The organism is Corynebacterium sp. HMSC071B10 (assembly GCF_001814825.1).
GTDB lineage: Bacteria > Actinomycetota > Actinomycetes > Mycobacteriales > Mycobacteriaceae > Corynebacterium.
This window is the reverse complement of sequence record NZ_KV818007.1, coordinates 399-25,631: the sequence shown is the minus strand read 5'-3', so window position 1 is coordinate 25,631 and position 25,233 is coordinate 399. Positions and strand designations below refer to the sequence as shown.

General features: G+C 67.4%; 23 protein-coding genes. 3 read left to right on the top strand and 20 right to left on the bottom strand.

The window, feature by feature from the left end; translation table 11 throughout:
- Positions 1–123 precede the first annotated feature (123 nt).
- From HMPREF2990_RS06900 to HMPREF2990_RS06805, 20 genes are all read right to left on the bottom strand, one after another.
- The gene (locus tag HMPREF2990_RS06900; protein WP_070763494.1) at positions 124–1,173 is read right to left on the bottom strand and encodes a DivIVA domain-containing protein; all 1,050 of its coding nucleotides are present in this window, start codon (positions 1,171–1,173) and stop codon (positions 124–126) included.
- Positions 1,174–1,438: 265 nt separating this feature from the next.
- A complete protein-coding gene (locus HMPREF2990_RS06895; protein WP_371575527.1) occupies positions 1,439–1,702 on the bottom strand; it encodes a YggT family protein in 264 nt (87 codons plus the stop codon).
- Positions 1,703–1,756: 54 nt separating this feature from the next.
- Positions 1,757–2,239, bottom strand: coding sequence for a cell division protein SepF (gene sepF, locus HMPREF2990_RS06890; RefSeq protein ID WP_038591464.1), 483 nt, complete (start codon positions 2,237–2,239; stop codon positions 1,757–1,759).
- 144 nt (positions 2,240–2,383) lie between these two features.
- Positions 2,384–3,106: a YggS family pyridoxal phosphate-dependent enzyme gene (locus HMPREF2990_RS06885; RefSeq protein WP_070763490.1), complete on the bottom strand. Its 723-nt coding sequence runs from the start codon at positions 3,104–3,106 to the stop codon at positions 2,384–2,386.
- The gene (gene pgeF / locus HMPREF2990_RS06880; RefSeq protein WP_070763488.1) at positions 3,107–3,835 is read right to left on the bottom strand and encodes a peptidoglycan editing factor PgeF; all 729 of its coding nucleotides are present in this window, start codon (positions 3,833–3,835) and stop codon (positions 3,107–3,109) included.
- Between the two features lie 23 nt (positions 3,836–3,858).
- Positions 3,859–5,121, bottom strand: a complete 1,263-nt coding sequence (gene ftsZ / locus HMPREF2990_RS06875) for a cell division protein FtsZ (RefSeq protein WP_070763486.1) — start codon at positions 5,119–5,121, stop codon at positions 3,859–3,861.
- Positions 5,122–5,266: 145 nt separating this feature from the next.
- Positions 5,267–6,232, bottom strand: a complete 966-nt coding sequence (locus HMPREF2990_RS13245; protein ID WP_246817478.1) for a cell division protein FtsQ/DivIB — start codon at positions 6,230–6,232, stop codon at positions 5,267–5,269.
- 1 nt (position 6,233) lies between these two features.
- On the bottom strand, positions 6,234–7,706 hold the full coding sequence (murC, locus tag HMPREF2990_RS06865) for a UDP-N-acetylmuramate--L-alanine ligase (protein WP_070763484.1): 1,473 nt from the start codon (positions 7,704–7,706) through the stop codon (positions 6,234–6,236).
- 30 nt (positions 7,707–7,736) lie between these two features.
- Positions 7,737–8,831 carry a UDP-N-acetylglucosamine--N-acetylmuramyl-(pentapeptide) pyrophosphoryl-undecaprenol N-acetylglucosamine transferase gene (locus HMPREF2990_RS06860; protein WP_070763482.1) on the bottom strand — a complete coding sequence of 365 codons (1,095 nt, stop codon included), beginning with the start codon at positions 8,829–8,831 and terminating at the stop codon, positions 7,737–7,739.
- Positions 8,832–8,847: 16 nt separating this feature from the next.
- Positions 8,848–10,431, bottom strand: coding sequence for an FtsW/RodA/SpoVE family cell cycle protein (locus HMPREF2990_RS06855; protein WP_070763480.1), 1,584 nt, complete (start codon positions 10,429–10,431; stop codon positions 8,848–8,850).
- 102 nt (positions 10,432–10,533) lie between these two features.
- Positions 10,534–11,934, bottom strand: coding sequence for a UDP-N-acetylmuramoyl-L-alanine--D-glutamate ligase (murD, locus tag HMPREF2990_RS06850; RefSeq protein WP_070763479.1), 1,401 nt, complete (start codon positions 11,932–11,934; stop codon positions 10,534–10,536).
- Positions 11,934–13,040 carry a phospho-N-acetylmuramoyl-pentapeptide-transferase gene (mraY, locus tag HMPREF2990_RS06845; RefSeq protein ID WP_070763477.1) on the bottom strand — a complete coding sequence of 369 codons (1,107 nt, stop codon included), beginning with the start codon at positions 13,038–13,040 and terminating at the stop codon, positions 11,934–11,936. Before mraY ends, murD begins: the two co-directional genes overlap by 1 nt.
- Positions 13,041–13,083: 43 nt before the next feature.
- Positions 13,084–14,637, bottom strand: coding sequence for a UDP-N-acetylmuramoyl-tripeptide--D-alanyl-D-alanine ligase (gene murF, locus HMPREF2990_RS06840; RefSeq protein WP_070763475.1), 1,554 nt, complete (start codon positions 14,635–14,637; stop codon positions 13,084–13,086).
- A 3-nt stretch (positions 14,638–14,640) separates the two neighbouring features.
- Positions 14,641–16,167, bottom strand: a complete 1,527-nt coding sequence (locus HMPREF2990_RS06835) for a UDP-N-acetylmuramoyl-L-alanyl-D-glutamate--2,6-diaminopimelate ligase (protein WP_070763473.1) — start codon at positions 16,165–16,167, stop codon at positions 14,641–14,643.
- Positions 16,168–16,196: 29 nt separating this feature from the next.
- The gene (locus HMPREF2990_RS06830) at positions 16,197–18,227 is read right to left on the bottom strand and encodes a peptidoglycan D,D-transpeptidase FtsI family protein (protein WP_371575705.1); all 2,031 of its coding nucleotides are present in this window, start codon (positions 18,225–18,227) and stop codon (positions 16,197–16,199) included.
- A gap of 57 nt (positions 18,228–18,284) precedes the next feature.
- Entirely contained in the window at positions 18,285–18,965 is a 681-nt protein-coding gene (locus HMPREF2990_RS06825; protein WP_141757833.1) for a cell division protein FtsL, read from the bottom strand.
- A gap of 29 nt (positions 18,966–18,994) precedes the next feature.
- The gene (rsmH, locus tag HMPREF2990_RS06820; protein ID WP_070763936.1) at positions 18,995–19,957 is read right to left on the bottom strand and encodes a 16S rRNA (cytosine(1402)-N(4))-methyltransferase RsmH; all 963 of its coding nucleotides are present in this window, start codon (positions 19,955–19,957) and stop codon (positions 18,995–18,997) included.
- A 196-nt stretch (positions 19,958–20,153) separates the two neighbouring features.
- Positions 20,154–20,588 (bottom strand): division/cell wall cluster transcriptional repressor MraZ, encoded by a 435-nt coding sequence (gene mraZ / locus HMPREF2990_RS06815; RefSeq protein WP_038591497.1) that lies wholly within the window; start codon positions 20,586–20,588, stop codon positions 20,154–20,156.
- 390 nt (positions 20,589–20,978) lie between these two features.
- Positions 20,979–21,368: a DUF3040 domain-containing protein gene (locus HMPREF2990_RS06810; protein WP_070763471.1), complete on the bottom strand. Its 390-nt coding sequence runs from the start codon at positions 21,366–21,368 to the stop codon at positions 20,979–20,981.
- 104 nt (positions 21,369–21,472) lie between these two features.
- Positions 21,473–21,916, bottom strand: coding sequence for an SAV_6107 family HEPN domain-containing protein (locus HMPREF2990_RS06805; protein ID WP_070763469.1), 444 nt, complete (start codon positions 21,914–21,916; stop codon positions 21,473–21,475).
- A gap of 128 nt (positions 21,917–22,044) precedes the next feature.
- Here HMPREF2990_RS06805 and HMPREF2990_RS06800 point away from each other — a divergent pair, with 128 nt between their 5' ends.
- From HMPREF2990_RS06800 to HMPREF2990_RS06790, 3 genes are read left to right on the top strand one after another with little or no spacing between them, the layout of a single operon-like run.
- A complete protein-coding gene (locus HMPREF2990_RS06800; protein ID WP_371575514.1) occupies positions 22,045–22,611 on the top strand; it encodes a GNAT family N-acetyltransferase in 567 nt (188 codons plus the stop codon).
- 39 nt (positions 22,612–22,650) lie between these two features.
- The gene (locus HMPREF2990_RS06795) at positions 22,651–23,742 is read left to right on the top strand and encodes a polyprenyl synthetase family protein (protein WP_070763465.1); all 1,092 of its coding nucleotides are present in this window, start codon (positions 22,651–22,653) and stop codon (positions 23,740–23,742) included.
- Positions 23,742–25,199: an alpha-(1->6)-mannopyranosyltransferase A gene (locus tag HMPREF2990_RS06790; protein ID WP_070763463.1), complete on the top strand. Its 1,458-nt coding sequence runs from the start codon at positions 23,742–23,744 to the stop codon at positions 25,197–25,199. Before HMPREF2990_RS06795 ends, HMPREF2990_RS06790 begins: the two co-directional genes overlap by 1 nt.
- Positions 25,200–25,233: the final 34 nt, after the last annotated feature.

The window sequence follows — 25,233 nt, the reverse complement described above, 5'->3', positions numbered from 1 at the left end:
GGATCAACGCGTGCGCTTTTCAAAGTGCCTCGCCAGTATAACCCACAGCCGCAACGCAACAACGCCCCGCCACCTCCTGCGCGCAAAACGCAGGTGGTGACGGGGCGTGAAACCTGTGAGGTCTTACTTGTTGCCAGCGTCGCCGCTCGGGGCGGAGGTGCCGCGGGTCTCCAGCTCCTCCAGCTGGGACTGCAGCAGCGTCTTCAGGCGAGTGCGGTACTCGCGCTCGAAGGTACGCAGCTCGGCAATACGGTTCTCCAGCGCGGTCTGCTGCTGCTTCACCGTGTTCATGATCTCGGTGTGCTTGCGCTCCGCGTCGGACTGCAGCTTCTGCGCCTGCTCCTCAGCCTGGCGGATCTGCGCCTCGGCGCGGGAGTTCGCCTCGTTGGTGGTCTCCTCGGCCTTGCGCTGCGCCTCGGACACCAGCTGCTGGGCGCGAGCCTCAGCGGAGCTCGTGGTCTCCGTCGCCTTCTTCTTCGCCTCTTCCAGCTGGGTGCGGGAGCGGGTCTCTGCGTCTGCCAGCTGCTTCTTCGCCTTGCTGTCCGCGTCAGACAGCTGGCGCTCCGCAGCACCACGAGCCTCGTCCAGCATGGAGCGGGCCTCAGCCTGCGCGTCGTTGGTCAGGCGATCCGCCATCTCCTGTGCCAGGCCAAGCACCTTGGCTGCCTGCACGTGGGTGTCAGCGGATGCGGCCTCTGCGGCCGGGGCGGCGGCAGCGCTTGCCGCAACGGTGGAGCCCTGCGACTGCTCAGCAGCCTTCTGCGCCTCAGCAACGCGCTTCTCCGCGTCCTGGGAAGCGGCCTCTGCCTGCTTGCGGGCCTTCTCTGCCTCGCTCTTGGCGGTGCGTGCCTCGGCCTCAGCCTTGTCCACGGACTGCTTCGCCTCGCGCAGCTTCTGCTCATACTCAGCGCGCAGCTCCTGCTCGACCTGCTTGCGCACGGCCGCCTCATCAGCGCCGGAGGAAGCAGCCGGTGCCGCTGCTGCCGGAGCGACGGAGCCGGAAGAGAGCTCGTCTACGCGGGCGCAGAGATCATCGTTCTCGTCCTGCAGTTGCGCCAGCGTATCCTCGACGAGGTCCAGGAACTGGTCAACCTCATCCTCGTTGTAGCCACGCTTGCCAATCGGCGGCTTACTGAATGCGACATTGTGCACGTCTGCTGGAGTCAGCGGCATGGGCGTTCCCTTCGAAGTCAGTGACGTACCCGAACCTCGGGCACAAGATTGCTCCCCACGTTACGGGAAAGTAATCCGTGTTTCTAATAATTTGTAACGCTTTTACTGGACGATTCTAGCCGATACAGCGAAGCTCGCCATGTCCGGCCAAATCTATTTATACACACCCGGGCACTTCACAGGGGCGAACGCACCACTAAAACCCCCAAAAAGATATGAAAAAAGCCCCTTGCCATTTGAGGGGCTCAATTTCGCTTTTCGACGCCTACGACAACATCGTTCGCGCGATAATCATCTGAATAATCATCAGCGCAATAAAGAGCACGATCACACTGACGTCAATGCCAATGCCGTTGCCCGCGCGCAGCGGCGGGATCAGACGGCGCACTGCCTTGACCGGCGGGTCCGTCAACCGGAAGCAGAATTCGCCCGCCACCATAAACCAGTGCGGCGGGGTGAATCGCCGGGAGAAGGACTCGATCATCTCGATGATCAGACGAATGATCAGTACGAGGGAATAGAGTCCCACGAGTGCGTAGAGTATTGCTCCAAAAAGTGCCACGCAGCTACCTTAACCTACCTTTTAGATCAGGTGCGCTTCGCGCTGCAGTTCACGTACCGTCACGTCCGCGCCCTGCGGCACGATGGCGAACACGCGGCGGTCGACGTCCAGACCACGAGAAAGGTTGTGCATCTGGCCGAACAGCGCCATGCACATACCGGAGGCGAAGTCGATGTAGGCCTTCGCGTCCAGCTTCTTCATGTTGGTCAGGTCCATGATGACGATGTCGCCGTTGCGGAAGGGCTCGCCGACCTGCTTCGCGTCCCGGTAGGAGTGCAAAAGGGGCACGACCACGCTCGGGTTCGGGCGGGCTGCCGGTGCCTGTGCGTAGTCGGCGGCGCGCGCAGAGGAGTAACGCTCGCCGCGGGCGTCGTGGCGGGCGCGATTGTGCTCGCCGCGGGTGGCACGCTCGTCCACGTCGTTGTCGTACTCGTCGTCGTAGTACGCGTCGTTCTCGTAGGGGCCGAAGCCGAGGAACTCGCGCGCGCTTTCAAAGATGGACATGAGTCGTGCTCCTTTAAACAGGGGTGTACAAGTGCTGGTTATGCTGCCGTAGAGGTCAACCGCAAGTACTGCCATTTCCCCTGCTCCCGGTGCATGAATACCTGGAACAAGAGAATACAGAGCATGTAATTTACGGGTTCGCGCCTAGCCTACGGGGCGCGGTCCGCACACCGCGGTTCCGACACGCACCACATCGGAGCCGTGTGCAATCGCCAGCTCAAAATCGCCGGACATGCCAGCCGAAAAACGCAGAGGTCGGCCCAGCTGCGCGGCAAGGCGGTCGGTGTGCTCGCGAACCTCGGCGAATACGGCAGCCGGGTCGGCGTCGAGTGGCGGGACCACCATGAGGCCGTCGAGCACGAGGTGGGTGGCCTGCTCGGTGGCGTCGACAAGCGCATTAAGCTCATCGAGCGAAACCCCGCCGCGGCTGGTATCGCCATCGGCCGAGACCTGGATGAGACACGGCAGGCGGTCGCTGACCCGGTCCCCGCGCTCGAGCGCGAGCGCCATCCCGCGGTCGAGGCCGTTCGCGAGCTTCACCGAGTCGAGCGAGTGCACCTCGGCAGCCCAGCGGGCCACGGCGTTGGCCTTCTTCGACTGGATCTGGCCGATCATGGCGATGCCGCAATCGACGCCGTCAGCGGTGAGCGTCTCGGCCTTTGCGCGGGCCTCCTGCTCGCGGTTCTCCCCCACCAGGCGCACCCCGTTCTCGGCGAGCGCGCGGATGACGGCGACGTCGTGGAACTTCGTCACCGGTAGCAGCTGCACGCTGCCCGGCTCGCGCCCGGCCGCGGCTGAGGCGGCCTCGATGCGCGCGTTCACGGCCGCGAGGTTCTCCCGCAGCTGGGCGGTGGTCAGTTCCGTCATTTATTTTGCTCCCGTCAACCAGATCACGCCCGCCTGGCGGCCAGTGGTGCCCTCGCGGCGGTGCGAGAAGAATGCCTCATCAGTAATGGTGTCGCGCGGATCCGCGTCAATGTGGGTCACGCCGACCGACATGAGCTGGCGCACGATACCGGCCCGGATATCCAAGCCCGGGGTGCCCTTCGCGGTGGTGGTGGCCGAGCCGGGCAGGTGCGCTTCGACGTCCGCGGCCATTTCGGCGGGCACCTCGTAAGATTCGCCTGCCGCGGCGGGACCAAGCAGCGCCTGGATGTTCGCCGGCTTCGCGCCGAGTTCCACCATCTTCTCGACTGTGCGCTTGACGATCCCGTTGCGCGCGCCCATCCGGCCCGCGTGGACCGCGCCGATCACGCCCGCGGCGTGGTCAGAGAGCAGCACCGGCGTGCAGTCGGCCACCAGCACACACAGGGCGAGACCAACCTGGGTGGTCACCAGCGCGTCGGTGGCGGGCACCGGTTCCGCCTGCGGCCCGTCGACCACGGTGACGGTGTTGGTGTGGAGTTGCTCCATCCACACGAAGTTTTCTGCGGGCAGGCCGAGGATCCCGGCGAGGCGATCGCGGTTGGCGTGCACGGCGTCCGGGTCGTCGCCGACGTGCTCGGCCAGGTTGAAAGAGTCGTACGGGGACGCCGAAGCCCCGCCCGCACGGGAAGTAAACACCATGCGGACGGGGCGCGAAGCAAGATTTTCCATGCCCCTCAGGCTAGCGCGTCTGCCTAGCGGAGGAAGTCAGGCACGTCGATATCAAAGTCGTCGTCGCCGCCATCACGCTCGTCGCGGCGGTCGTCTCGGCGCTCATCCTGGCGCCCGAAGTTCGAGCGCTCGGTGCTGGTGAACAGGCCGCCGCGCTGCGAATCGTAGCTGTGTCGCGGGGCGCGCTCCTCACGCGGCGCGGCCTCTTCGCGGTGCGCGGGCTCGCGCTCGGGGGCAGCGGTGGCGGGTTGGGACGCGCGGTCGTCGAAAAGCGAGGCGCGCGGCGCGGATTCAACTTGTGCCTGCTCGGTGGCCTGCGCGGCGTCCGGACGCACGTTGGCTGCTTCGTCGAAGCCGGTGGCGATGATGGTCACGCGGACCTCGTCGCCCAAGTTGTCGTCGATAATCGTGCCGAAGATGATGTTGGCGTCCTCGTCGGCCTTCTCCTGCACGATCGAGGCGGCGGTGTTGACCTCCATGATGCCCAGGTCGGAGCCACCGGCGACCGAGAGCAGCACGCCTTTCGCGCCCTCCATGGTGGCCTCGAGCAGCGGCGAATTTATGGCCTGCTCGGTCGCCGACATCACGCGGCCCTCGCCGCTGGCGGAGCCCACGCCCATCAGCGCGGAGCCGGCATCGGCCATGACGGAGCGCACGTCGGCGAAGTCGACGTTGATCACGCCCGGGATGGTGATCAGGTTGGTAATGCCCTGGACACCGTTGTAGAGCACCTCGTCGGCGGCGCGGAAGGCGTCCATCATGGACAGCTCCGCATCACCCAGCTGCAGCAGGCGGTCGTTCGGGATGACAATGACGGTGTCGCAGACCTGCTTGAGCTGCTCAATACCCTCGAGCGCCTGGCGGGTACGGCGCTTGCCCTCGAAGGTGAACGGGCGGGTGACCACGCCGATGGTCAGCGCGCCCATCTTCTTCGCAATGCCCGCGACCACGGGTGCCGCACCAGTACCGGTACCGCCGCCCTCGCCTGCGGTGACGAAGACCATGTCGGAGCCCTTGAGCGATTCCTCAATCTCCTGCTTGTGGTCCTCGGCAGACGTGCGGCCCACCTCGGGGTTCGCGCCGGCGCCCAGGCCACGGGTGGCCTCGCGGCCGATATCGAGCTTGGTGTCGGCATCAGTAAACAGCAGCGCCTGGGAGTCGGTGTTGATGGCGACGAACTCGACGCCCTTCAACCCTTCTTCAATCATGCGGTTGACAGCGTTTACGCCACCGCCACCGACACCGACGACGCGGATCATGGCGAGGTAGTTCGCGGGAGAGGTCATGATGTGAGGTCTCGCCTTTCAGAGAGTCAAGAGGTTTTTCAAGTGAGTAACGCCATCCATCATGAATGACACGCGCGGAATTTTTGTGTTCTCCCCCGGCGTGTCACTACCCTCAACCTCTACTTTAGACTTTTGACCTGGGCTTTTAGCGGGATGTGACCAACTCCGGGTTCGAAATATTGAACTCGGTGCCCTCCATCTGCAGCACCGATTCCAGCGCGAGCGCCTTGTTCGCGTTGTCCTCCGCCGCGCCCCAAACAACGGTGCGGCCCTCACGCAGCCGCAGCACGTACTCGTAGGGACCGCGTGCGTCCAGCCCCTCGACTTGACCGCGCGCCTTTTCGCTTATCGACGCCGCGATCTCCACCGCAGCCCGCTTCCCCTCCTCATCCTCAATCCCGGGACCGACGAGCTCCATCGCGCCCGGCGGCGGGTCCGCAATCAGGAAATCCTTGCCCTCGGCATCGATCAGGTGCGTCCCGTCCTCGAGCGCCACAAACGCGACCGCGGTGTACTCCTCCACGTCAACCTGAATAGAACTCGGCCAGTCGCGCTTGACCGTGGCCGATTTCACCCACGGGTTCGCCGCCACGCCCTCGGCTGCGGCGCGCACATCGACGCGCCCCATCGGAGTCTCCGGCACAATCCCGGTCAGCTCCTCGACCTGCTCCGGCGACAGCGCCGCGTTGCCGTCCACGTTCACGCCGTGCACCGGCATCATCGGCGTAAACGGCATCGCCGCAGCAATCCCCGCCAGCACCAACAGCGACACACCGACCGAGGCGATCGTCCGCCGCCGCGCGCGCTTGCGTGCCTCCGGGTCGGGCTCGGGCTCGGGTGCTTCTCGACGCTCCACCGCCTCCGGTTCCTTTGGCTCCTCGGGCTCCGGCGCAGGCTCGGGCTCAGTTTCCTCGGATTCCTCGGGCTCTTCGGCTTCCTCGGGTTCCGGCTCCGGCTCTGGCTCGGCGGGCTCTTCCTCGGTGTCTGGCTCGGTTTCCGGCTCTGCCTTTTCGGTTTCCGGTTCGGTGTCCGTTTCCGTGTCCGGTTCGGGCTCCTGCTCCGGCTGGTCTTTCGGAGTTTCGTCGTCTGGGTTGCCAATGACCGTGGACATCTTATGCCTCCGGCTGCTCGCGCAGCTGTGCCAGGATCTCCGGGGCGAGCAGGGTGACCGTGCCCGCACCCATGGTGAGTACGAGGTCGCCCGGCTTGGTCACCGCAGCGACCGTCCGCGGCGCGGCGGAGAAGTCTGGCTCGAGGCGTACCACGGTGTCCTCGTCGATGCGGTCGGTGATGATGCGTGAAGTCACGCCCTCGACGGGGGTTTCGCGGGCGCCGTAGATGTCGAGGATGACGCAGGCGTCGGCAAGCGAAAGGGCCCGGGCGAACTCCTCGGCGAACGCCTCGGTGCGGGAGAACAGGTGCGGCTGGAAGCACACCACGACGCGGGCGCCGTTGCCCTCGGAGACCACCTTGTCGCGGGCGGCGGTGAGCACGGCGGCGACCTCGGTCGGGTGGTGCGCGTAATCGTCGTAGACACGCACGCCGGTAAAGGGGCCGGACTCGACCTGGCCGGTGAACTCGAAGCGGCGGCGCACGCCGGTGAAATCGCTCAGGCCGTCGGCTAGCTTCGCCGGGTCGGCACCCACGAGTGCGCCGGCGAGCATCGCGGCGGCAGAGTTGAGCACCATGTGGCGCCCCGGCACGGTGAGACGGTAGTGCACCTTCTGCGGGTCCTGATCGGGCAGGCGCAGCTCGACGGTGGTGTTGACGTAGGAACCGTCCGGCTCCTCGCCGGTGATCACGGCACCGGCGGGGATCTCCGGGTGGCGGGCGGCGGCCTCTGCGCTGCCATAGCCGAGCACGTTCACGCCGCGCTCGATCGCCCGTTTGCCGCAGTCGGCCGCATGCTCGTCGTCGAAGCAGACCACGAGGTGGCCGCCGGGCTGGATGCGGTCGGCGAAGTCGTCGAAGACCTTGAAGTAGGCCTCGTGGGTACCGAAGTAGTCGAGGTGGTCCGGCTCGATGTTGGTGATCACCGCGACATTCGGCTTGTAGCGCAGCAGCGAGGCGTCGGACTCGTCAGCTTCGGCCACGAAGATTTTGCCCGCGCCGTGGTGGGCATTCGTACCCGCGCGGTTGAGCTGCCCGCCAATGGCGAAGGAGGGATCCACGCCCGCGGCCTGCAGGGCGACGACCGCCATCGAGGTGGTCGAGGTCTTGCCGTGGGTGCCAGCGAGCAGGAGCTGGGTGTAGCCCTCCATGAGCTCGCCGAGCAAGTCCGAGCGGCGGATGACCGGGATGCCAGCCTCGGCGGCCGCGACAAGCTCCGGGTTGTCCTTCGGAATGGCCGCGAAGCTGGTCACCACCACGGTGGGCAGCTGGCCGGAAAGCTCGAGGTTCTCCTTCGCATGCCCGACGGCGACCTTCGCGCCCTGCATGCGCAGCGCGCGCACCGGGCGCGAGTCCTTCACGTCCGAGCCGGTGACCACCGCGCCGCGGTCGAGCAGGATGTGGGCGACGCCCGACATGCCGGAGCCGCCGATGCCGATGAGGTGGACACGCGAGAGGTCAATGGTCTGCGTCATGATTGTGCTCCTTGCTCCAAGGCGGTGAATCTACTTCTGGTGGCTGCGGGCGGCTGCGGTGACCACGCGGCGGGCCAGTTCCTCGGCGACGTTGCCTGCGCCCGAGGTGGCCAGCGCGTCGCGCATCTTGGCGTAGCGCGCCTCGTCGCCCAAAATGGCGGTGACTTCGGCGGCGAGGCTGTCGGGGGTCAGTTGCGCGTCGTCGATACGCACGGCCGCACCCGTGGCAACGAGGTGGGCCGAGTTTAAGCCCTGCTCGCCGTTGCCGTGCGGCAGCGGCACGTAGATCGCGGGCAGGCCGGCCGAGGAATTCTCCGCGACCGTCATCGCGCCCGAACGGCACACCACGAGGTCGGCCACGGCGTAGGCGGCCTCCATGTCGTCGATGTAGGGCACCGCAGTGTAGCCGTCGTGCGGGGCCGGGGCGTCATTTTTGCGCCCGTAGGCGTGCAGCACCTGGACACCGGCCGCGGTGATCCGCTCGACCGCGCCGGCAAGCGCGGTATTGATGCTCACCGCACCCTGCGAGCCGCCGGTGACCAGCACCGTCTTTTTCGCGGGGTCAAGGTTCCACGTCTTGTAGCCGCGCTCCGCCTTCGCCCCGTCTGGGTCCACGCCCACGCCCGGGCGCACCGGGATGCCGACGACATCGCCGGCCATGCCAGAGTTCGGCACCGCGTTCAGCCCCACGCCGCCAAGGCGTACGCCCAGCTTGTTCGCCATGCCAGCCAGCGCGTTGGTCTCCAGCACGAAAAACGGCAAGCCGAGCTGCTTCGCCGCCAGGTAAGCGGGCGCGGCGACGTAGCCGCCGGTGCCGAAGACTACGTCCGCGTTCGCCTCACGCATCGCGTCTTTCGCCTGGCGCACCGCACGCCGCAGGCGCGTCGGAACTTTCAGCAGCTGCAGCGGCTTCTTGCGCGGGATCGGCACTGGGTCGATCAGCGCAAGCTCGAAGCCGCGGGCCGGGACGATCGTGGTCTCCAGCCCACGCTCGGTGCCAAGTGCGACGACGTGCGCGCCATACGTATCGCGCAGCACCTCCCCGACGGCAAGCGCCGGCTCGATATGCCCGGCGGTGCCGCCACCAGCGAGAACGACAGACAGCTGTTCGGGTGTCTCACTCATGATCTGTTATGCCTTTCTAGCCCGCGCGGCGGTTGCGCGGTTCATCGTAGCGCGGCCGCTGGCGCGAGCGGGGGGAGCTTGCTTGTTTGCGCCCCGCTGTCCGGTCCGGGCGCGCCACCCGCGCATGCCCCGGCGTGCGCCCCACCTGACGAGTGCGCTCGCCGCGCGCGGTGACCGGGGTACCGAAGCGTGCTTCACGTTCAGAGGCGTGCACCACCCGGCGTCCCCGCATGACGCGCTGCTTGTGCGGGCGGCGCTCCGGCTGGGGTGCGGCGGCTGCGCGCGCCCGGCGTTCCGGCTGCGCGGCGACGGCCGGCTGCGGCTCCGGGATGCGGAAGACGCGGTCGAAGCGCGGGCGGCCGTAGTTCTGCATCGCCGAGACCGCGTCGGGTTCGTGGCGCGCGATCGAGGCGAGCACGCCCATCGCGCCGAAGGTCACCACCGCAGAGGAGCCACCGGCGGAGATCATGGGCAGCTGGATACCGGTCACCGGCAGCAGGCCAACGACGTAGCTGATGTTGATCAGCGCCTGCACCACCACGGCGGCGGTCAGGGAGGCCGCGATCATGCGCTGCTCCTGGGTCGCCGCGCGGCGGGCCGCCCGCAGGCCGAAGTAGCCGAGCGCAGCGAACAGGCCGATAACCAACGCGCCGCCCCACAGGCCGAGTTCCTCGCCAATGATGGCGAAGATGAAGTCATTCTTCGCCTCCGGAAGGTAGAACCACTTGGCGCGGGACTGGCCGAGTCCGACGCCGAAGAGGCCGCCGTCGGCAAGCGATAAGAAGCCCTGGTGGGACTGGAAGGCGATGCCGCGGGTGTCGTCGAACTTGCCGAAGAGCGCGTCGAAGTAGACGTGGAAGCGATCGGAACGGAAGCTGCCGCTGAGGAAGGTAAACAGCAACATCCCCAGGCCGATGAGCCCAAAGCTGAGCAACACCGTGCGCGTCACGCCAGCGAAGAACATGATCAGGCCCATGATTAGCGCAAAGGACAGGGCCATGCCCATATCCTTCTGCGCCGCAATCAGGAGGAAGCCCCCGATGCCCACGAGGTAGAAGGCCGCGCCGCTGTCCAACTTGAAGCGGATCCCCTTGCGGGCGACCTCTTGCGCGCCCCAGATGGCGAAGGTCAGACGCGCGATCTCCGAGGGCTGCACGCGCAACGGCCCCAGTGCCAGCCAGGACTGCGAACCGACCTCATCCCCGCCCGTGCCGAACGGCAACACCAGGACCAGCAGAACGTAGGAGACGAGCAGCATCACCGCGTTGATACTGCGCAACCACCGCAGCGGCATCTGCAGCGCCGCGAGGAAGGCCACCAGGCCCATCACTACCATCAGTCCCTGCCGGGCGGCGGTCTTCCACGGTGACGCCGCCTCGAAGTACGACATCGCCATCGACGAGGACAGCACCATCACCAGCCCGAGTCCGGCAAGCACGAAGACGACGCTGCGGATCATCGTGTAGTCGATCAGCGGGCGCGCGTCGAGGAAGTCCTCCACCCGGCGCGAGGCCGCCCCCAGCCGGGACACCGGCCGCTGCGCACGGTCGTTGCGCCGTGCCGTTCGTGCGGCTGGGTGTCCGTCGCGGGTGACCGTCATGGCCTCATCCTTTCGCCAAAGGCTGAACAAAAAGTATCAAGTACCACTTGAGAGTACACGGTGCGTCGCGCCACAAGGCGCGGCCCGCCTCCGTGTCTCCTGTCAATCCGATGGGCACGCGCGCAGCGCCGCCGCGCGGAAGGCCTCCCCGCGCGCGGCCATGCCCGGGTACATGTCCAAGCTCGCCGCCGCCGGGGCGAGCAGCACCGTGTCGCCAGGCTGCGCCTGCGCGGCCGCGTAGTCGCAGACCTGCTGCATCGCGCGCTGCGGGTCCATCTCGTCCGTGACAAAGACGGGTACCTGCGGGGCAAGGCGCGCGCACGCCTCGCGGATCAGCTCCCGGTCCTGACCAAGCAGCGCGACGGCGCGCAGCTGCCCGGCGTGCTCGCGCACGAGTTCGTCGACACTCGCCCCCTTAAGCTGGCCGCCGGCGATCCACACGACTGCCCCTTCGCTGCCTGCGAGCGCGGAGTGCGCGGCGTGCGGGTTCGTCGCCTTCGAGTTATCCACCCAGTTCACGCCCTGCGCCGTATGCACGAGCGCGCCGCGGTGGTCCGCCACCTGGTACGAGGCAAGCCCCGCCTGAATCTGCGCAGGCGTGGCGCCCTGGGTCAGCGCGACAGCCGTTGCCGCCAGCGCGTCGAGCACGCCCGCCGCACCGGGTGGTTGGATGCCTTTGGCGGAGGCGACGTCGAGAAGCTCAACGCCGAGGCGCGCCACGATCCGCCCCTCTTGGACGCCGACCTCGCCCTCGCCTGGTTTCGCCTGGGTAAAGCCGATGATGTCGTGGAAGGCCGCGGCCAGCTCACGCACGTGCGCATCGTCGATGCCAGCCACCGCGAATCGCGCGCGCAGCACTTTGCTTTTCGACGCCGCGTAGCCCGCAAACGACCCATGCCAATCCAGATGATCATCAGCCAGGTTGAGCAGCACGCCCGCATCGGGCACAAGCTGGCTCGACCAGTACAGCTGGAAGCTGGACAGCTCCGCGACCAGCACGTCGACGCGGGGCTCGGCCACGAGCGCATCCGCGACCGCAAGCCCGATGTTGCCGCAAGCCTGCGCCCGCTTCCCCGTGGCTTGACCTACCTGCGCCATGATCGCGGCGAGCATGCCGGTGGTGGTGGTCTTGCCGTTCGTACCGGTGACCACCAGCCAGTCGCGCGGGTGGCCGAAGATGCCGGCGCGGTCGAGGCGGAAGCACAGCTCCACGTCGCCGATGACCTCGAGCCCGGCCGCGGCGGCTGCGACGAGCAGTGGCGTGTCCGGCCGCCAGCCTGGCGAGGTCACCACGGTGGCGAACTCGCCGAGGCGCGCGGCGGCCTCTGCGGTCGTGAGCGTGGGAGAGCCGGTCGTTTCGTGGAGTGTGGTGCGGCCGGTGGCGTTGTCGTCGGCAACCGCGTGCGCGACGCCGAGCTGAGTGAGCAGCTTCGCCGCGCCCATACCGGACACGCCCGCGCCGGTGACCAGGACGGGTTCGGCGACCGGGAGGTGTGTGGCCATTAGAGGCTCACCCCGTTTTGCGTGAGCCACTCGCCGTAGAACAGGGCTAGACCGAGGGCGACCGACATGGCGGCGATGATCCAGAAGCGGACCACCACCGAGGTCTCGGCCCAGCCGCCGTTTTCAAAGTGGTGGTGGAAGGGTGCCATGCGGAACACGCGCTTGCCAGTGGCCTTAAAGGAGGCAACCTGGATGACCACGGAGGCGGCCTCGATGACGAAGAGCGCGCCAACGACCACCATGAGCAGCTCGGTGCGCGAGGTCACCGACAGCCCGGCGACCAGGCCGCCGAGCGCGAGCGAACCGGTATCGCCCATGAAGATCTTCGCCGGCGCCGCGTTCCACCACAGAAAACCGATGCAGGCGCCGAAGCCGGCGGCGGCCAGGATCGCCAAGTCGAGCGGGTCGCGCACCGAATAGCAGCCCGGGGTGGCCTCCAGCGAGCAGGAGTTGCGGAACTGCCAGAACGTAATGGTGACGTAGGCCGACATGACCAGCGCGGTGGTGCCCGCAGCCAGGCCGTCGAGGCCGTCGGTGAGGTTGACCGCGTTCGACCACGCGGCCAACAGGACGTAGATGAAGACGAGGAAGACGATTGTGCCGATGATGCCCCCGCCAACCGCGATGTCGAGAGTGTCGATATCGCGCACAAAGCTCAGCGCGGTCGAGCCGGGGGTCAGCCCGTTATCATCCGGGAACTGCAGCACCAGGATGCCGAAGGCCAACGCGATCGCCAGCTGCGCGACAAGCTTGGCGGTCTTGTTCAGGCCGAGGTTGCGCTTCATGAAGAGTTTGATGCCGTCGTCGGCAAAGCCAACCAGCCCGAGCGCCAAAGTCAGGCCAAGCACGATCAGGCCCGTGGCCGTGAACGCCTCGTGGCCGGTCACCAGCGCGATCACCGAGCTCGCGATGTAGCTCACCGTGATCGCCACCAAGATGGCAATACCGCCCATCGTGGGCGTACCGCGCTTGCGCGCGTGGGACTGCGGACCATCCTCGCGAATCTCCTGCCCCATCTCCCGCCGGTGGAAGTACCGGATGAGCACGGGGGTGGTAAAGATTGCGACGAGGAAGCTGATAATCCCTGCGCTGATGACTTGAATCATGACACTGCTTCCTTGCTTAAAGTTCTCAAAACGAAAAATTCCGCTATGTATGAGGATAATTCCGCGCATCCTCGCGCAGACGATGCCCCGCCAACAGCGACTCCGCCACCGTCCACAGCTTGCCCGCGTTCGACGCTTTGACCAGGACGACGTCGCGATCCTCGCGCGCCTCCCAGCCGCTCTCGCCGTGCGGTGCCGACGCCAACAGGTGGCGCACGTGCTCGGCCGCCTCCTGTGCGTCCGCGACGTGGGCGGTGTGGATGCCGGCTGCGTGCGCACCGGTCAGCAGCGCGTCCATCGACGGGTTGTGCCCGACCGCCACCAGGTGGGTGACCCGGTAGCGAGCGAGTTCTTCGGCGAGTGCGGCGTGGGCGTGCGGGGCGTTGTCGCCAAGCTCGCCCATCTCCCCGAGCACGGCGACCGAGCGCACGCCCGGGCGCGCCGCGGCGGTGTAGCCCAGTGCGGCGATTGCCGCGCGCATGGACTCCGGGTTCGCGTTGTACGCGTCATTGATCACGGTCACGCCGTCCTCGCGGGTGTTCACATCCATGCGGTTGACGGAGACGGAACGCGCAGCGCTAAGCGCCTCGGCAACCTCAGCGCACGAAAGTCCGGCCTCGATCCCGACGGCCGCGGCCGCCAGCGCGTTGCCCACTTGGTGCGCGCCGAACACGCCGAGAGACACCCGCTGCGGTTCGCCTTGCGGGCAGTGCATCGTAAACGTGGCGCGGGCGACCGCGTCCAAGGAGATATCGGTGGCGTAGAAGTCGCCGCCGCGCGGGCGCGTAGAAAAGGTGACTACACGGGCTTGTGTGCGCGCAGCCATCGCGGCGACCAAGTCGTCGTCGGCGTTGAGGACGGCCACGCCGCCGTCGCTCGCCGCGGGCAGCGCCTCAACCAGCTCGCCCTTCGCCTGGGCGATGTTGGCGCGGGAGCCGAATTCGCCCAGGTGGGCGGAGCCGACGTTGAGCACCACGCCGATGCGCGGCGGGGCGATCTGCGCCAAGTGCGCGATGTGCCCGATGCCGCGCGCCGACATCTCGGCGACAAGGAAATCCGTCGACTCGGTGCACCGCAGCACGGTATACGGGTGGCCGATCTCGTTGTTAAAGGAGCCGGGTGGGGCGACCGTCTCGCCCGCGCGCGCAAGCAGCGTAGCCATGAGGTCTTTGGTAGAGGTCTTGCCCGCCGAGCCCGTCACCCCGGCAATAGTCAGCCCGTGGTGAGCCGCGAGCTCGCGGGCGACGTGCGCGGCCAACGCGCTCATGCCCGCGACCACGCCCGCGGTCGAGCCGTCCGGGTCGCCCGCGGCCAAGTCGGAATTATCGCCGGGGCGACGCGGCACCTTCGGCACGATGACGGCGGGCACGCCGACCTCGCGCACGGTCAGCGCCGCGACCGCCCCGTCGCGCACGGCGGCGGCCGCGAAGTCGTGGCCATCGACGCGCGCGCCGCGCAGGGCTACGAACAGGCCGCCTGCGGCGAGCTTGCGGGAGTCGAACTCCACGTTGCCGGTCACCACCGCGTCCGGGTCGGCCTCCGGGCTGAGCCGGCCGCCGGTGATCTCGGCAATCTGGGCCAATGTCAGCGGGATCATGCCTTACTCCTTGTCGCTCGTTGCTGTGTAGCCTTGCTCCGCGAGCGCACGGCGCATCTCTTCGCGATCATCGAAGTGGTGGGTCGTCGTGCCGACGATCTGGCCAACCTCGTGGCCCTTGCCCACCACGACGATCGCATCGCCCGGCTGCGCCCAGGCCACCAGCTGGTCGATCGCGCCGGCGCGGCTTGCATCCTCGCGGATCTCCACGCCCTCAGCGGCCGCTTCCTCGGCGCCTGCGCGCACGGCGGCGCGGATGGCGGCCGGGTCCTCGGTGCGCGGGTTATCGTCCGCCACCACCACGAAATCGGCACCGCGGGCGGCCTCCGCACCCATGATGGCGCGCTTGGAGGCATCGCGGTCGCCGCCGGCACCAACGACGATGCCGACGCGCCCGGCAACCTGCGAACGCAGCGTAGCCAGCACCGCGGCGATCGCGGCCGGCTTGTGGGCGTAATCCACCACGGCGACGAAGTCCTGCCCGACGTCGATGCGCTCCATGCGCCCCGGCACCGCGGCCTGTGACAGGCCGTGCACGAAGGCGGCCACATCCACGCCCACCCGGTGCGCCAGGCCGGCCGCGAGCGCGGCGTTGGCCACGTTGAACTCGCCCGGCAGAGGCAGCCGGAACGTAAAGCTTTCCCCCGCGAGCTCGAGTGTGATCTCCTGCGCGCCGGAGTCCTCTACTGACAGCTGTGACGCCGCGATATCGACGCCGCCCTGCCCACGCGTGCCGACCTTAAGCGAATCCCCCGCCAGCGCCGCCATGCGCTGGCCCCACGCATCGTCCACGCAAATCACGCTCAAGGGCGCGGCGAGTGGCGAGGCGGGGTCGAAGAACAGCGCCTTGGCCTGAAAGTAGTCCTCCATCGTTGGGTGAAAATCCAGGTGGTCCTGGCTCAGGTTGGTAAATCCGGCGACGTCGAAGTCCGTGCCGCCGACTCGGCCGAGCATGAGCGCGTGCGAGGAGACCTCCATGACCACGTGGGTCACCCCCTCGTCGCGCATCTGCGCAAAGAGGCGCTGCAGGTCGGGTGCCTCCGGGGTGGTCAGCTTGCTCGGCACATCCTTGCCCGCGATCCGGGTGCCGGTCGTGCCGATCAGCCCCACGGTGCAGCCCGCCGCCGCCAGCCCGCGCTCCAGCAGGTAGGTGGTTGTGGTCTTGCCCGAGGTGCCGGTGACCCCGATCAGCGTCATGTCGCGCGAGGGGTGGCCGTAGACCGCGGCGGACACCTCGCCAAGGATGGCGCGCACGTCGTCGACAACCAACACGGGGCGGGTGTCGCCGGTGGCGGTGATGATGTCCAGGCCGGCGGCGTCGGTAAGCATTGCCTGCGCCTTGCTTTCAGCAGCGAAGGAAGCGCCGTGCACCCGCGTGCCCGGCAGCGCGGCGAACAGCCCGCCCGGGGCCAGCGCCGCGGAATCGAGGCCGATGGAGCGCACGGGCGCGGGTGTGGCCGGCGGGTTGACCACGCGCGCCCCCGTCAACTCAGCGAGCTGCAACAGTGTGGGTGCCTCGTGGGAAGTCATTGGTTCTCCTTCGTTATGATTCATTGTCGCTACTGCGCCTGCAGCACAAACGGTTTCGCTTCCGGGCTCGGCGGAATGTTCTCGCGGTTGAGCAGCCACGCCGCGATCTCCTTGAACACCGGGGCCGCGGACTGGCCGCCCCCGCCGCCCTCGAGCGGGCCGCGCTGGGGCTCATCCAGCATGATGGCGACGACGAAACGCGGATCGTCCGCAGGCGCCACACCCGCAAACGTAATCCAATACCGGCTCTGCGAGTACGCACCAGTGTCCTCGTCGACCTTCTGCGCCGTGCCCGTCTTGCCGGACAGCTGGTAGCCCTCGATGCTGTTGCCCTGCGCGGTGCCGTTCTGGATCCCGTTCGGGTCCTCCTGGAAGGTCGCGCGGAACATATCGACGGTCGTGCGCGCCGTCTCCGGGCTGACCACCCGGGTCGTCGCCGGCTCCTGCTGGTCGAGTTCCTCGCCGTCCGGGCCGGTAATGCGCGAGATGATGCGCGGTTCGATGCGTTCGCCGTCGTTAGCCAGCGTCTGGAACACGCTCGCCATCTGCAGCGTCGTCCAGCTCATCCCCTGCCCGATCGGCAGGTTGGCAAAGGTGCCGCCCGACCACTGCTCGAGCACCGGCAGGATGCCCGCCGACTCGTTCGGCAGCTCAAGGCCGGTGGTTTTGCCCAGGCCGAAGCGCTGCAGGTAGTCCCAGAAGCGCTCCTCGCCAAGCCGCTGCGCCAGCTGCAGGGTGCCCACGTTCGAGGACTTACCGAAGATGCCGGCCGTGGTGTACGGCAGATCGCCGTGCTCCCAGGCATCGGCGACGGTCACGCCCGCCATGTCGATGGAGCCGGGCACGTTGTGCACCTCCTCCGGGTTCGTCGTCCCCTCCTCGATGGAGGCGGCCGCCGTGATGACCTTGGCCACCGAACCAGGCTCGAAGGGATGCGAGATGGCGTTGTTTTCAAAGTCGCGGCCTTCCGCGAGCTGCTTCTCGACGTCACCGTTCGGGTCAATCGTGCCCGTATTCGCCATCGCCAGCACTTCCCCGGTGCGCGCGTCGAGCACCACTGCCTCGGCACCCTTGGCCTGCGAATTCGCCTTCGACTGCTCAATTGTCTGCTGCACGTAGGTCTGCAGGTCCAAATCGATGGTCAGCTCCACTTCCGAGCCGTCGACGGCGGGCACCACGTCGCGCAGCGTCCCGGGAATAGACATGCCCAGGCCGGAGACGTCTTCGGTGGAGCGGCCGTTAATGCCGGTGAGTACTGCGTCGCTCGAGGCCTCCAAACCGAACTGCCCCTGGCCGTCCATGGAGACCTTGCCCACGATGTTCTCCCCGATCGCACCGTTGGGGTACTTGCGGATGTCCTGGTGATCCGCCGCCAGGCCCTGGAACGTCCGGGCCAGCCCCATCGCCACATCCGGGTCGACGTTGCGCACCAGCACCTCGTAGTTGGTATCCGCGTGCAACTTCTCGTAGATATCCTTCGAGCTGACTGCGCCGATCTTGCGCTCCTCGTTGTCTTTCGCGTCGGTGACCTTCGCACCGGAGCCGCCGTCGGCGTCGATCTCGGCAAGAGCCCGGTCGAGGACCTCCATGCGGGTCTCGTCCTCGCCCGCCTCCGGCAGCACGTAGTCATTGCCGATGATCACGGGGATGGAATTGGCCATCTTGCGCAGGTAGTCCTCCACGCGCGCGTCGAGCTGCGCTTCGATGCTCCCATCGGAAACACCGTCGTTGCGCATCTGGCTCGTCACCAGGTCCGCGACCTCGCCGCGCAGCATCTTCGGCGACACAGTCAGCGAGCGCGCCTGCATGGTGTAGGCGAGCTGGTTGCCCTCTCGGTCGACCACCTGGCCGCGGCGGGCCGGATCGACGTAGACGCGCGTGCGCTGGGTCTGCGCCTGCTCGCGCAGCTCCGGTCCCCACACCACCTGGACCCACGCGAGCCGCCCGATGAGTATCACGGCCACCACGATCACCGCGGTCACCACGATGCCCACCCGCGAGTTGGTGATCTGGCGCTTGGACCGCGCCTTCTCACGTGGCCCTCGCGACCCCGAATCCACCACGTGTACTCCTTCTATGTGTGCTGTGTCCGCTCCTGCGGATGCAGGTACCTCATCTTAGAAGTTCGAGGCGACATTTGGTTGGTACGGCGCGACATTATCGAGCCGCTGCGCGGGTGCCGGCCGGCGGTCGTTGCCGCCCGGCGTTGCGGTAAGCGAATCGCCGATCTCGTCGGTGGCTTCCCTATCGCTCGAGGCGCGTCCGGCGTCAGCCTGCGCGCTGTTGACGTCGATGACCTTCGCGTTGGCCTCCGGGTTGAACTCGCGGCGGATGTGCGTCGCCCCGTTGTCGGTCACGTCCACGATGCCGGGCTGCGAAGCCACGAGCATGCCCTGCTCGGAAGCGCGCTGCGCCAGCTCCGCCGAAGAGCGGCGCTGCTCTAAGTCGCGGTTGAGCGTCTCCACCTCGGCCGCTAGCTGCCGCTCCTGCTTCTGCAGGTCCTGGATACTAAACGACTGCGACGTCGCCAGCCCCGACAGCCCCATCGCGGTGAGCACGCCGGCAATCAGCAGCGGAACGCCAATCGACGACACCTTAGAAAAGCGGTGCGGTGCATCAGTCACCCGCGCCTCGGCCACGCGCCGACCGCGCACCGAAACGACCTGGCTCGAGCCGAGCCGCCCGCGCGCTTTTTCGTGCGGCACATGCGGCCGCGCCACCCGCGTGCGCTCAGGGTGCCGGCGGGGCCGGGTGAGCGTGCTTGTCGACGCCACCGCGTTAAAGTCTCGTGCTCCCATAGTTTCTGCGTCCTTTTCGGCCAGGTGTGTTATGCGGACAGTTTCTTGATTCCCCGCACCCTGACGGGCGCGGCGCGCGGGTTGCGCTCAATTTCTTCTTTCGACGCCTGCTCCGCCCCGTGCGTAATCAGAGCGAACTTCGCTTCGGTACCGGGCAAGTCGATCGGCAGCCCCGGCGGCGTTTTCGAGGTAGTCAGCTCGCGCAGCGCGGACTTGATGATCTTGTCCTCGTGCGACTGGTAGCTCATGAACACCACCCGCCCGCCGACGGCAAGCAGGTCCGTGATCACCGGGACCACGTTCCGGATCGCATCCAACTCGCCGTTGACCTCTACGCGCAGCGCCTGGAACGTACGCTTCGCGGGGTGCCCGCCGGTGCGCCGTGTGGCGGCCGGGATCGTGTCGTAGAGCAGCTCGACCAGGCGCGCGCTCGTCGTAAATGGCTCCCGCTCCCGCTCCTTGATAACCGCTGCAGCAATCTTGCCCGCGAACCGCTCATCCCCGTAAGTCTTGAGCACATGCGCGAGCTCGCCGTGGCTGTAGGTGTTTAACACCTCCGCCGCAGTGATCCCGCGGGTGGGGTCCATCCGCATATCCAGCGGCGCGTCCACGCGGTATGCAAACCCGCGCTCGGCCTGATCCAGCTGCATCGACGACACGCCAAGGTCAAACAGCGCCCCGGCCACGCCATTGGCACGGACCAGGTCAAAGGCCTCCCCCTCGGCGGCGGCGATGGCTTCGCCCATCTCGTCGAAGCGCGCCTGCACCGCGGCGAAACGGTCGCCAAACGGCGCGAGCCGCTCGGTCGCCTCCGCGAGCGCATTCGGATCACGGTCGACGCCAATCACCCGTGCGCCGGGGAACGTGGTGAGGAAGTGCTCGGTGTGTCCGCCGGCGCCGAGTGTGGCGTCGATAAGCACAGCATCAGTGCCCACCGCCGGGGCGAGCAACTCGGCCATCCGCTCACGCATCACTGGCACATGCCCGTGCATCTGCTGATTCGTCACCCGAGGAACCTCCCTCCGTCACACTTGCCGCTTCCTTCACACTCACACAAGGGGAGCGCATAGAGCCCTGCCCGGGGCGGCTGTTCTGATGTCGGGGAAGTACACCAGAACGCTCCACGCCCCAGACAGAGTCCGTACACGCTCTCCGTCAGTAGTCACGCCCACTGCCGGGGAGTCAGCCCTACAGCAGACCGGAGAGAATGTCGTCATCATCCGCCGCCGAGAAAGCGGCTTCAGTCTCTTCTTGGTACTGAGCCCACGACTCAGCGTCCCAAATCTCGAGAAAATCCACCGAACCAATCACCACGCACTCCTTAGTCAGGGAGGCGTACTCCCGGTGCGCCGGCGACAACGTAATACGACCGGACCCATCCAACGTCTGCTCATCCGCACTGGCAGCCAGGTTACGAATAAACGCGCGCGCCTTCGGGTTCGTCCGGGACGCCGCCGCAGCCTTTCTGGCCCTGGCGGTGAACTCCTCCCGCGGGTATACCGCGAGCGAATGATCCTGCCCCTTCGTCACCATCAGCCCGTCCGCAAGCCCCTCACGGAACTTCGCGGGCAGCGTCAAGCGACCTTTGTCGTCCAGCTTGGGAGTGTAGGTTCCCAGAAACATCCGGCGACCCACCTTCCCTTCACCTTCGGAATCGGCTCTGAAATTTTCTCTACGGCGATTCGCGCCGCACACGTAGTCAAGATGTACGCCACTGCTCGCCGCTACGCCCCACCTTAACCCACTTTGCCCCACAAACGCCACACTACGGGCGAACTTTCCGCGTTTGATTTGTGTTTGCGCAGGTAAACTGCATGTTTTTCGGTGGGGAGAAATCCCCGGAACCCGGGCATTGAGCGCGGTTTTCGACGGCACACGGGGCGGATTCCGGGGCGCGCACACGCCGGATCACACGCCCCAGGGGGCACGAGTGGGTGAAAGTGGGGAATTTCGGGCGGGCACGAAAAAGCGCACCCCCTACGCGGGGATGCGCTGCGATTTACAAGAAAGGCGCTACTGGCGGTCCTCGAAACGGCGCCGGAAGCTCTCCTCCAACGAGGTGCCACGCTGCGAGCGCTGCTTCGCGCCGCGCTGCGGCTGCACGTGCGCAGTCGGCGTCGACGGAGTGCGCAGCGCCATGACGCCGCCCGCCATCATCACACCGAAGCCGACGATGCTCAGCGCCACCATCCACACGCTCACCGAGGCGAGCGCCACTCCGCCCAGCAGCAGCACGAGGCCGAGCACCATGAGCGCCACGCTGCGGAGCGTGAGCTTGCCCGCTGGGTGCTCGCCGCCAAAGCTCACCTCTTGCGCTACGGAGCTGCCGAACTTCGGATCCTCGGCGAGGAGCGATTGCTCAATCTCGCGGAGTGCGCGCTGTTCCTGTTCAGAAAGAGACAATGGTTCACTCTCCAGCTACCCGACAGACATTGTTACTTATACAACGGTCATCCTACCCAGTTTGTTCCCGCCGCTGAATTCTTTTGCGCAAAACCTTTCCCAACCTACGCAACCAGCGGGGCACCGGTGCCGAAATCGGGTCGCGCAAACTCGTAGAAGCGCTCGGCCTCGCCCAAAAGCTCCGCCACGCGCGCCGCGGGAACCTCGCGCTGGATTCCCGAGACGACGCGCCCCCGCAGCGCCGAATACTGCCGAAACGTTCCCGCCCAGCGCTTGCCGTCCGCCCCCGTGATGGCGAGCTTGTCCCACGCACTGGTGGGCAGCCGCTTCCTTTTACGTATCGTCGGCGAAGTCGCGCACACCGCGCCCGCGATCCTCAGCGCAGCGAGGTAGGCCTGCTCTAACGCGACGTCTTCGCGGCCCGCCTCGAGTTCCTCGTGCGCTTGGGCAAGAAATCCGTCGGCGGCGGCGAGGAAGCGGTCCCGCTTGCTTTCCGCCGAGCTGGCGCGGGAGACGGTGGCAGAGACGACGCTGGTGTTGGTGTGCATGGTTGTGCTCCTTTTGTAGTGTGTGTTGCCCCAAACTCTAGGAAGCCGACCGAACATCACCCCGCGCATGTTCGCTCACGTGTTCTAACTTAGTGATTCTCCCCCGCCCCGCGCGCAGCCGTGGTTCCATGGAAAGCGTGACCGTCACTATCCGCCGCCTCAGCGCCGCCGAGTTCAGCCAGCTCGCGCCACAGTTCGTGGACATCTACCTCGACGCCATGGACTACCCGCGCACCATCCGCTCCGAGCGGATCCGCGTGTGGCGCCGCGACGTGACCACCCCGGGCTTCGAAGCCTTCGCGGCGATCGAGGGCACGCGCATCCTCGGCGTCGCCTACGGCTTCCTCGGCCAGAGGGAGCGCTGGTGGGACCGCCAGCTCATCCGCGCGCTGACCGAGAACAATCGCCTCGACGACACCGCCCGCGAGATGCTGCGCAGCTACTTCGAGATCGCAGAGGTCCACGTCTCCCCCGCCGCGCAGTCCCGCGGCATTGGCACGCGCCTTCTGCGCTCGCTTCTCGACGCCGCGCCCGCCCACTGGGCACTCCTGTCCACCCCCGAAGCGCCCGGGGAAGCCAACGGGGCCTTCCGTCTCTACCGCGCCTTCGGCTTTGGAGACCTCGCCCGCAACTTCTACTACTCCGGCGACCCGCGCCCGTTTGCCATCTTGGGACGCCGCCTGCCCTGTGGGTAACCTGGGGCAGAAGATCTACCTCAGCAAAGGAGCCCCACCGTGGCCACAAGGCACACCTCACTCGAGACGATCCCGGCAGCAGTCGAGGCGCAGCTGCGCGAGTTCTTTGCCGACCAGCGCGACACCGTCGGCCGCATCGGGGCACCCGTGTCCAACTCCGTGGGCTACCTGGAGCGCTTCGTGCTTGGCGGCGGCAAGCGCATCCGCCCGCTCTACGGGTGGGCAGGCTTCGTCGGCGGGGGCGGTCTCGAGCGCACCGACGAGAACCCGGACGCCGTGCTGCGCGCCGTCAGCTCGCTCGAGTTCATTCAGGCCTGCGCGCTTGTCCACGACGACATCATCGACGCCTCCGATACCCGCCGCGGCAACCCCACCGTCCACCGCGCCGTCGAGGCTGCGCACCGCGAAGCGGGCCGGCGCGGCGACGCCGCCGAGTTCGGCCGCAACGCCGCCATCCTCATCGGCGACCTCGCACTCGTCTGGGCCGAGGACATGTGGCGCTACTCGGGCGTCAGCGCCGCCGCCTTAGCGCGCGCCGCCGAGGCCTGGCGCGGCATGCGCACCGAGGTCATCGGCGGCCAGCTCCTCGACATCATGCTGGAGGGCGAGGGCAGCGAGTCGATCGAGCTGGCCGACCGCGTCAACCGCTTCAAGACCGCCGCCTACACCATCGAGCGCCCCCTCCACTTAGGTGCCGCACTCGCCGACGCACCGCAGGCCACGATCGACGCCTTCCGCGGCTACGGCCGCGACATCGGCATCGCCTACCAGCTGCGCGACGACATCCTCGGTGTTTTCGGCGACTCCGCGATCACCGGCAAGCCCGCCGGCGACGACATCCGCGAGGGCAAGCGCACCGTCCTCTACGCCACCGCGCTCGAACTCCTCGACGACTCCGACCCTGCCGCCGCTGCGGAGCTGCGCGCCGGCATCGGGACTGCGACCGCGCCGCAGGAGCTCGCGCGGCTGGCGGAGGTGATTGCGGAAAGTGGGGCGCTTCAGGGCGTCGAGAAGCGAATCGAAGCACTGACTGCCTCGGGCCTGGCGCACCTCGAGCGAGCGGACATCGACGCCGACGTTGCCGACACGCTGCGCCAGCTCGCGATCCGCTCCACCGAACGGCGCGCCTAATGCGGCGAGTACTCGCCCTCGGCACCGCCGCCGCCACCTTAATCGCGCTCGGCTCGTACGGTGCCGGCGCCACCCGCAACCGCAGCGGCATCATGCGCGAGCTCGGCCTCGACCCGCTCATGTACGGCCACGGCCGCGGGCTGATGGAAGCGCTTTTGACCATCGGCATCATCGGGCTCGTCGCCGCCTGGCTTGTGCTTGGCCGCGCCCGCCCGGGTTTACGCACCACGCGCCTGGCCACCTGGGCGTGGACCGCGCCGCTCGTGCTCAGCGCCCCCATCCTCTCGCGCGACGTCTACTCCTACCTCATGCAAGGAGCGATGCTTCGCGACGGCTACGACCCCTACACCGAAGGCGCAGCCGTCAACCCCGGGCCGTATTTGTGGGAGGTCAGCCACGACTGGCGCAACACGACGACCCCCTACGGGCCCGCCCACCTCGGGCTGGGCAAGGCGATCACTTCCCTGGTTGGCGACGACGTCACCGCAGGGCTGATCGTATATAAGCTCGTCTCGCTGTTGGGGTTCGCGATGATCGTGTGGGCGGTACCGCGGATTGCCGAAGCGCTCGGTGCCAACCCCGCGTTCGCGCTGTGGATCGGGGCGGCGAACCCGCTCATGCTGCTGCACATGGTCGGTGGCATGCACAACGAATCCATCATGGTCGGCCTCGTCTCCGTCGGGCTGCTCGCCTGCATCGCGCCGACGCGCCGCCGCTTTGCGTGGGCGAGCGGCGGGATTGCGCTCATCGCGCTGGCGGTCTCGCTGAAAGCGACCGCGGCGATCGCGCTGCCGTTCGTCGTGTGGATCATGCACGCACGCTTTGCGACGGGCAACTGGCCCCGCCGCCTCGGCGTATTCGCCGGCTGTGGTGCGTGGGCGCTCGCGCTGACCCTCGCGGTCGTGGACCTGGTCACCGTGGTCTCCGGGGCCTCCTGGGGGTGGGTCGCGGAGATCTCCGGCAACTCCAAGGTGGTCAACCCGCTCGCCGGGCCGACGCTTTTGGCTGAGCTCATCACCCCCGTCGCCCAGCTGGTCAACGAGAACTTCCACTACAACACCGCCCTCGCCGCCACCCGCGCCGCCAGCGGGGTGGTCATGCTCGCGGGCCTGGTCGTCGCGTGGTGGTACTTCCGGCCGCGCAAGAGCGGCTACCCCGCCCGCGCGATCGCCGGCACCTGCGCCGCCTACGCCGTCGCGTTCGTGGCAAACGCGGTCACCCTGCCGTGGTACTACGCCTCGCTGGTGTCCTTAGTGGGCACGTTCCGGGCACCGGCGTGGGTGCAGCGGGTCGCCGTGGGGGCCTCGGTGGTGGTCTCGCTCGCGTTTACGGGTAGCGGCAACCACCGGTTTTACGACCCCTGGTTCCTCATCCTCGCCCCCTTCGTCGCCCTTGCCGCCGTGGCGTTCGTGTGGCCGCGCACCGCTCCTGTTGCGGAGGCCCAGGGCCTGCGCTAGGTTGTGGGCTTATGGGGGATCAACAACAATTACG

Coding starts and splice junctions, on each gene's coding strand:
- HMPREF2990_RS13245 (WP_246817478.1), bottom strand. CDS start 6,232: ATGTCCACGGTCATTGGCAACCCAGACGACGAAACTCCGAAAGACCAG.
- murC (WP_070763484.1), bottom strand. CDS start 7,706: ATGACGCAGACCATTGACCTCTCGCGTGTCCACCTCATCGGCATCGGC.
- mraZ (WP_038591497.1), bottom strand. CDS start 20,588: ATGTTTCTGGGAACCTACACTCCCAAGCTGGACGACAAAGGTCGCTTG.
- HMPREF2990_RS06835 (WP_070763473.1), bottom strand. CDS start 16,167: ATGACTTCCCACGAGGCACCCACACTGTTGCAGCTCGCTGAGTTGACG.
- murF (WP_070763475.1), bottom strand. CDS start 14,637: ATGATCCCGCTGACATTGGCCCAGATTGCCGAGATCACCGGCGGCCGG.
- HMPREF2990_RS06900 (WP_070763494.1), bottom strand. CDS start 1,173: ATGCCGCTGACTCCAGCAGACGTGCACAATGTCGCATTCAGTAAGCCG.
- HMPREF2990_RS06800 (WP_371575514.1), top strand. CDS start 22,045: ATGGAAAGCGTGACCGTCACTATCCGCCGCCTCAGCGCCGCCGAGTTC.
- murD (WP_070763479.1), bottom strand. CDS start 11,934: ATGGCCACACACCTCCCGGTCGCCGAACCCGTCCTGGTCACCGGCGCG.
- HMPREF2990_RS06805 (WP_070763469.1), bottom strand. CDS start 21,916: ATGCACACCAACACCAGCGTCGTCTCTGCCACCGTCTCCCGCGCCAGC.
- rsmH (WP_070763936.1), bottom strand. CDS start 19,957: ATGCACGGGCATGTGCCAGTGATGCGTGAGCGGATGGCCGAGTTGCTC.
- HMPREF2990_RS06885 (WP_070763490.1), bottom strand. CDS start 3,106: ATGACGGAACTGACCACCGCCCAGCTGCGGGAGAACCTCGCGGCCGTG.
- HMPREF2990_RS06855 (WP_070763480.1), bottom strand. CDS start 10,431: ATGACGGTCACCCGCGACGGACACCCAGCCGCACGAACGGCACGGCGC.
- pgeF (WP_070763488.1), bottom strand. CDS start 3,835: ATGGAAAATCTTGCTTCGCGCCCCGTCCGCATGGTGTTTACTTCCCGT.
- HMPREF2990_RS06825 (WP_141757833.1), bottom strand. CDS start 18,965: ATGGGAGCACGAGACTTTAACGCGGTGGCGTCGACAAGCACGCTCACC.
- mraY (WP_070763477.1), bottom strand. CDS start 13,040: ATGATTCAAGTCATCAGCGCAGGGATTATCAGCTTCCTCGTCGCAATC.
- sepF (WP_038591464.1), bottom strand. CDS start 2,239: ATGTCCATCTTTGAAAGCGCGCGCGAGTTCCTCGGCTTCGGCCCCTAC.
- HMPREF2990_RS06860 (WP_070763482.1), bottom strand. CDS start 8,831: ATGAGTGAGACACCCGAACAGCTGTCTGTCGTTCTCGCTGGTGGCGGC.
- HMPREF2990_RS06790 (WP_070763463.1), top strand. CDS start 23,742: ATGCGGCGAGTACTCGCCCTCGGCACCGCCGCCGCCACCTTAATCGCG.
- ftsZ (WP_070763486.1), bottom strand. CDS start 5,121: ATGACCTCTCCCGCGAACTACCTCGCCATGATCCGCGTCGTCGGTGTC.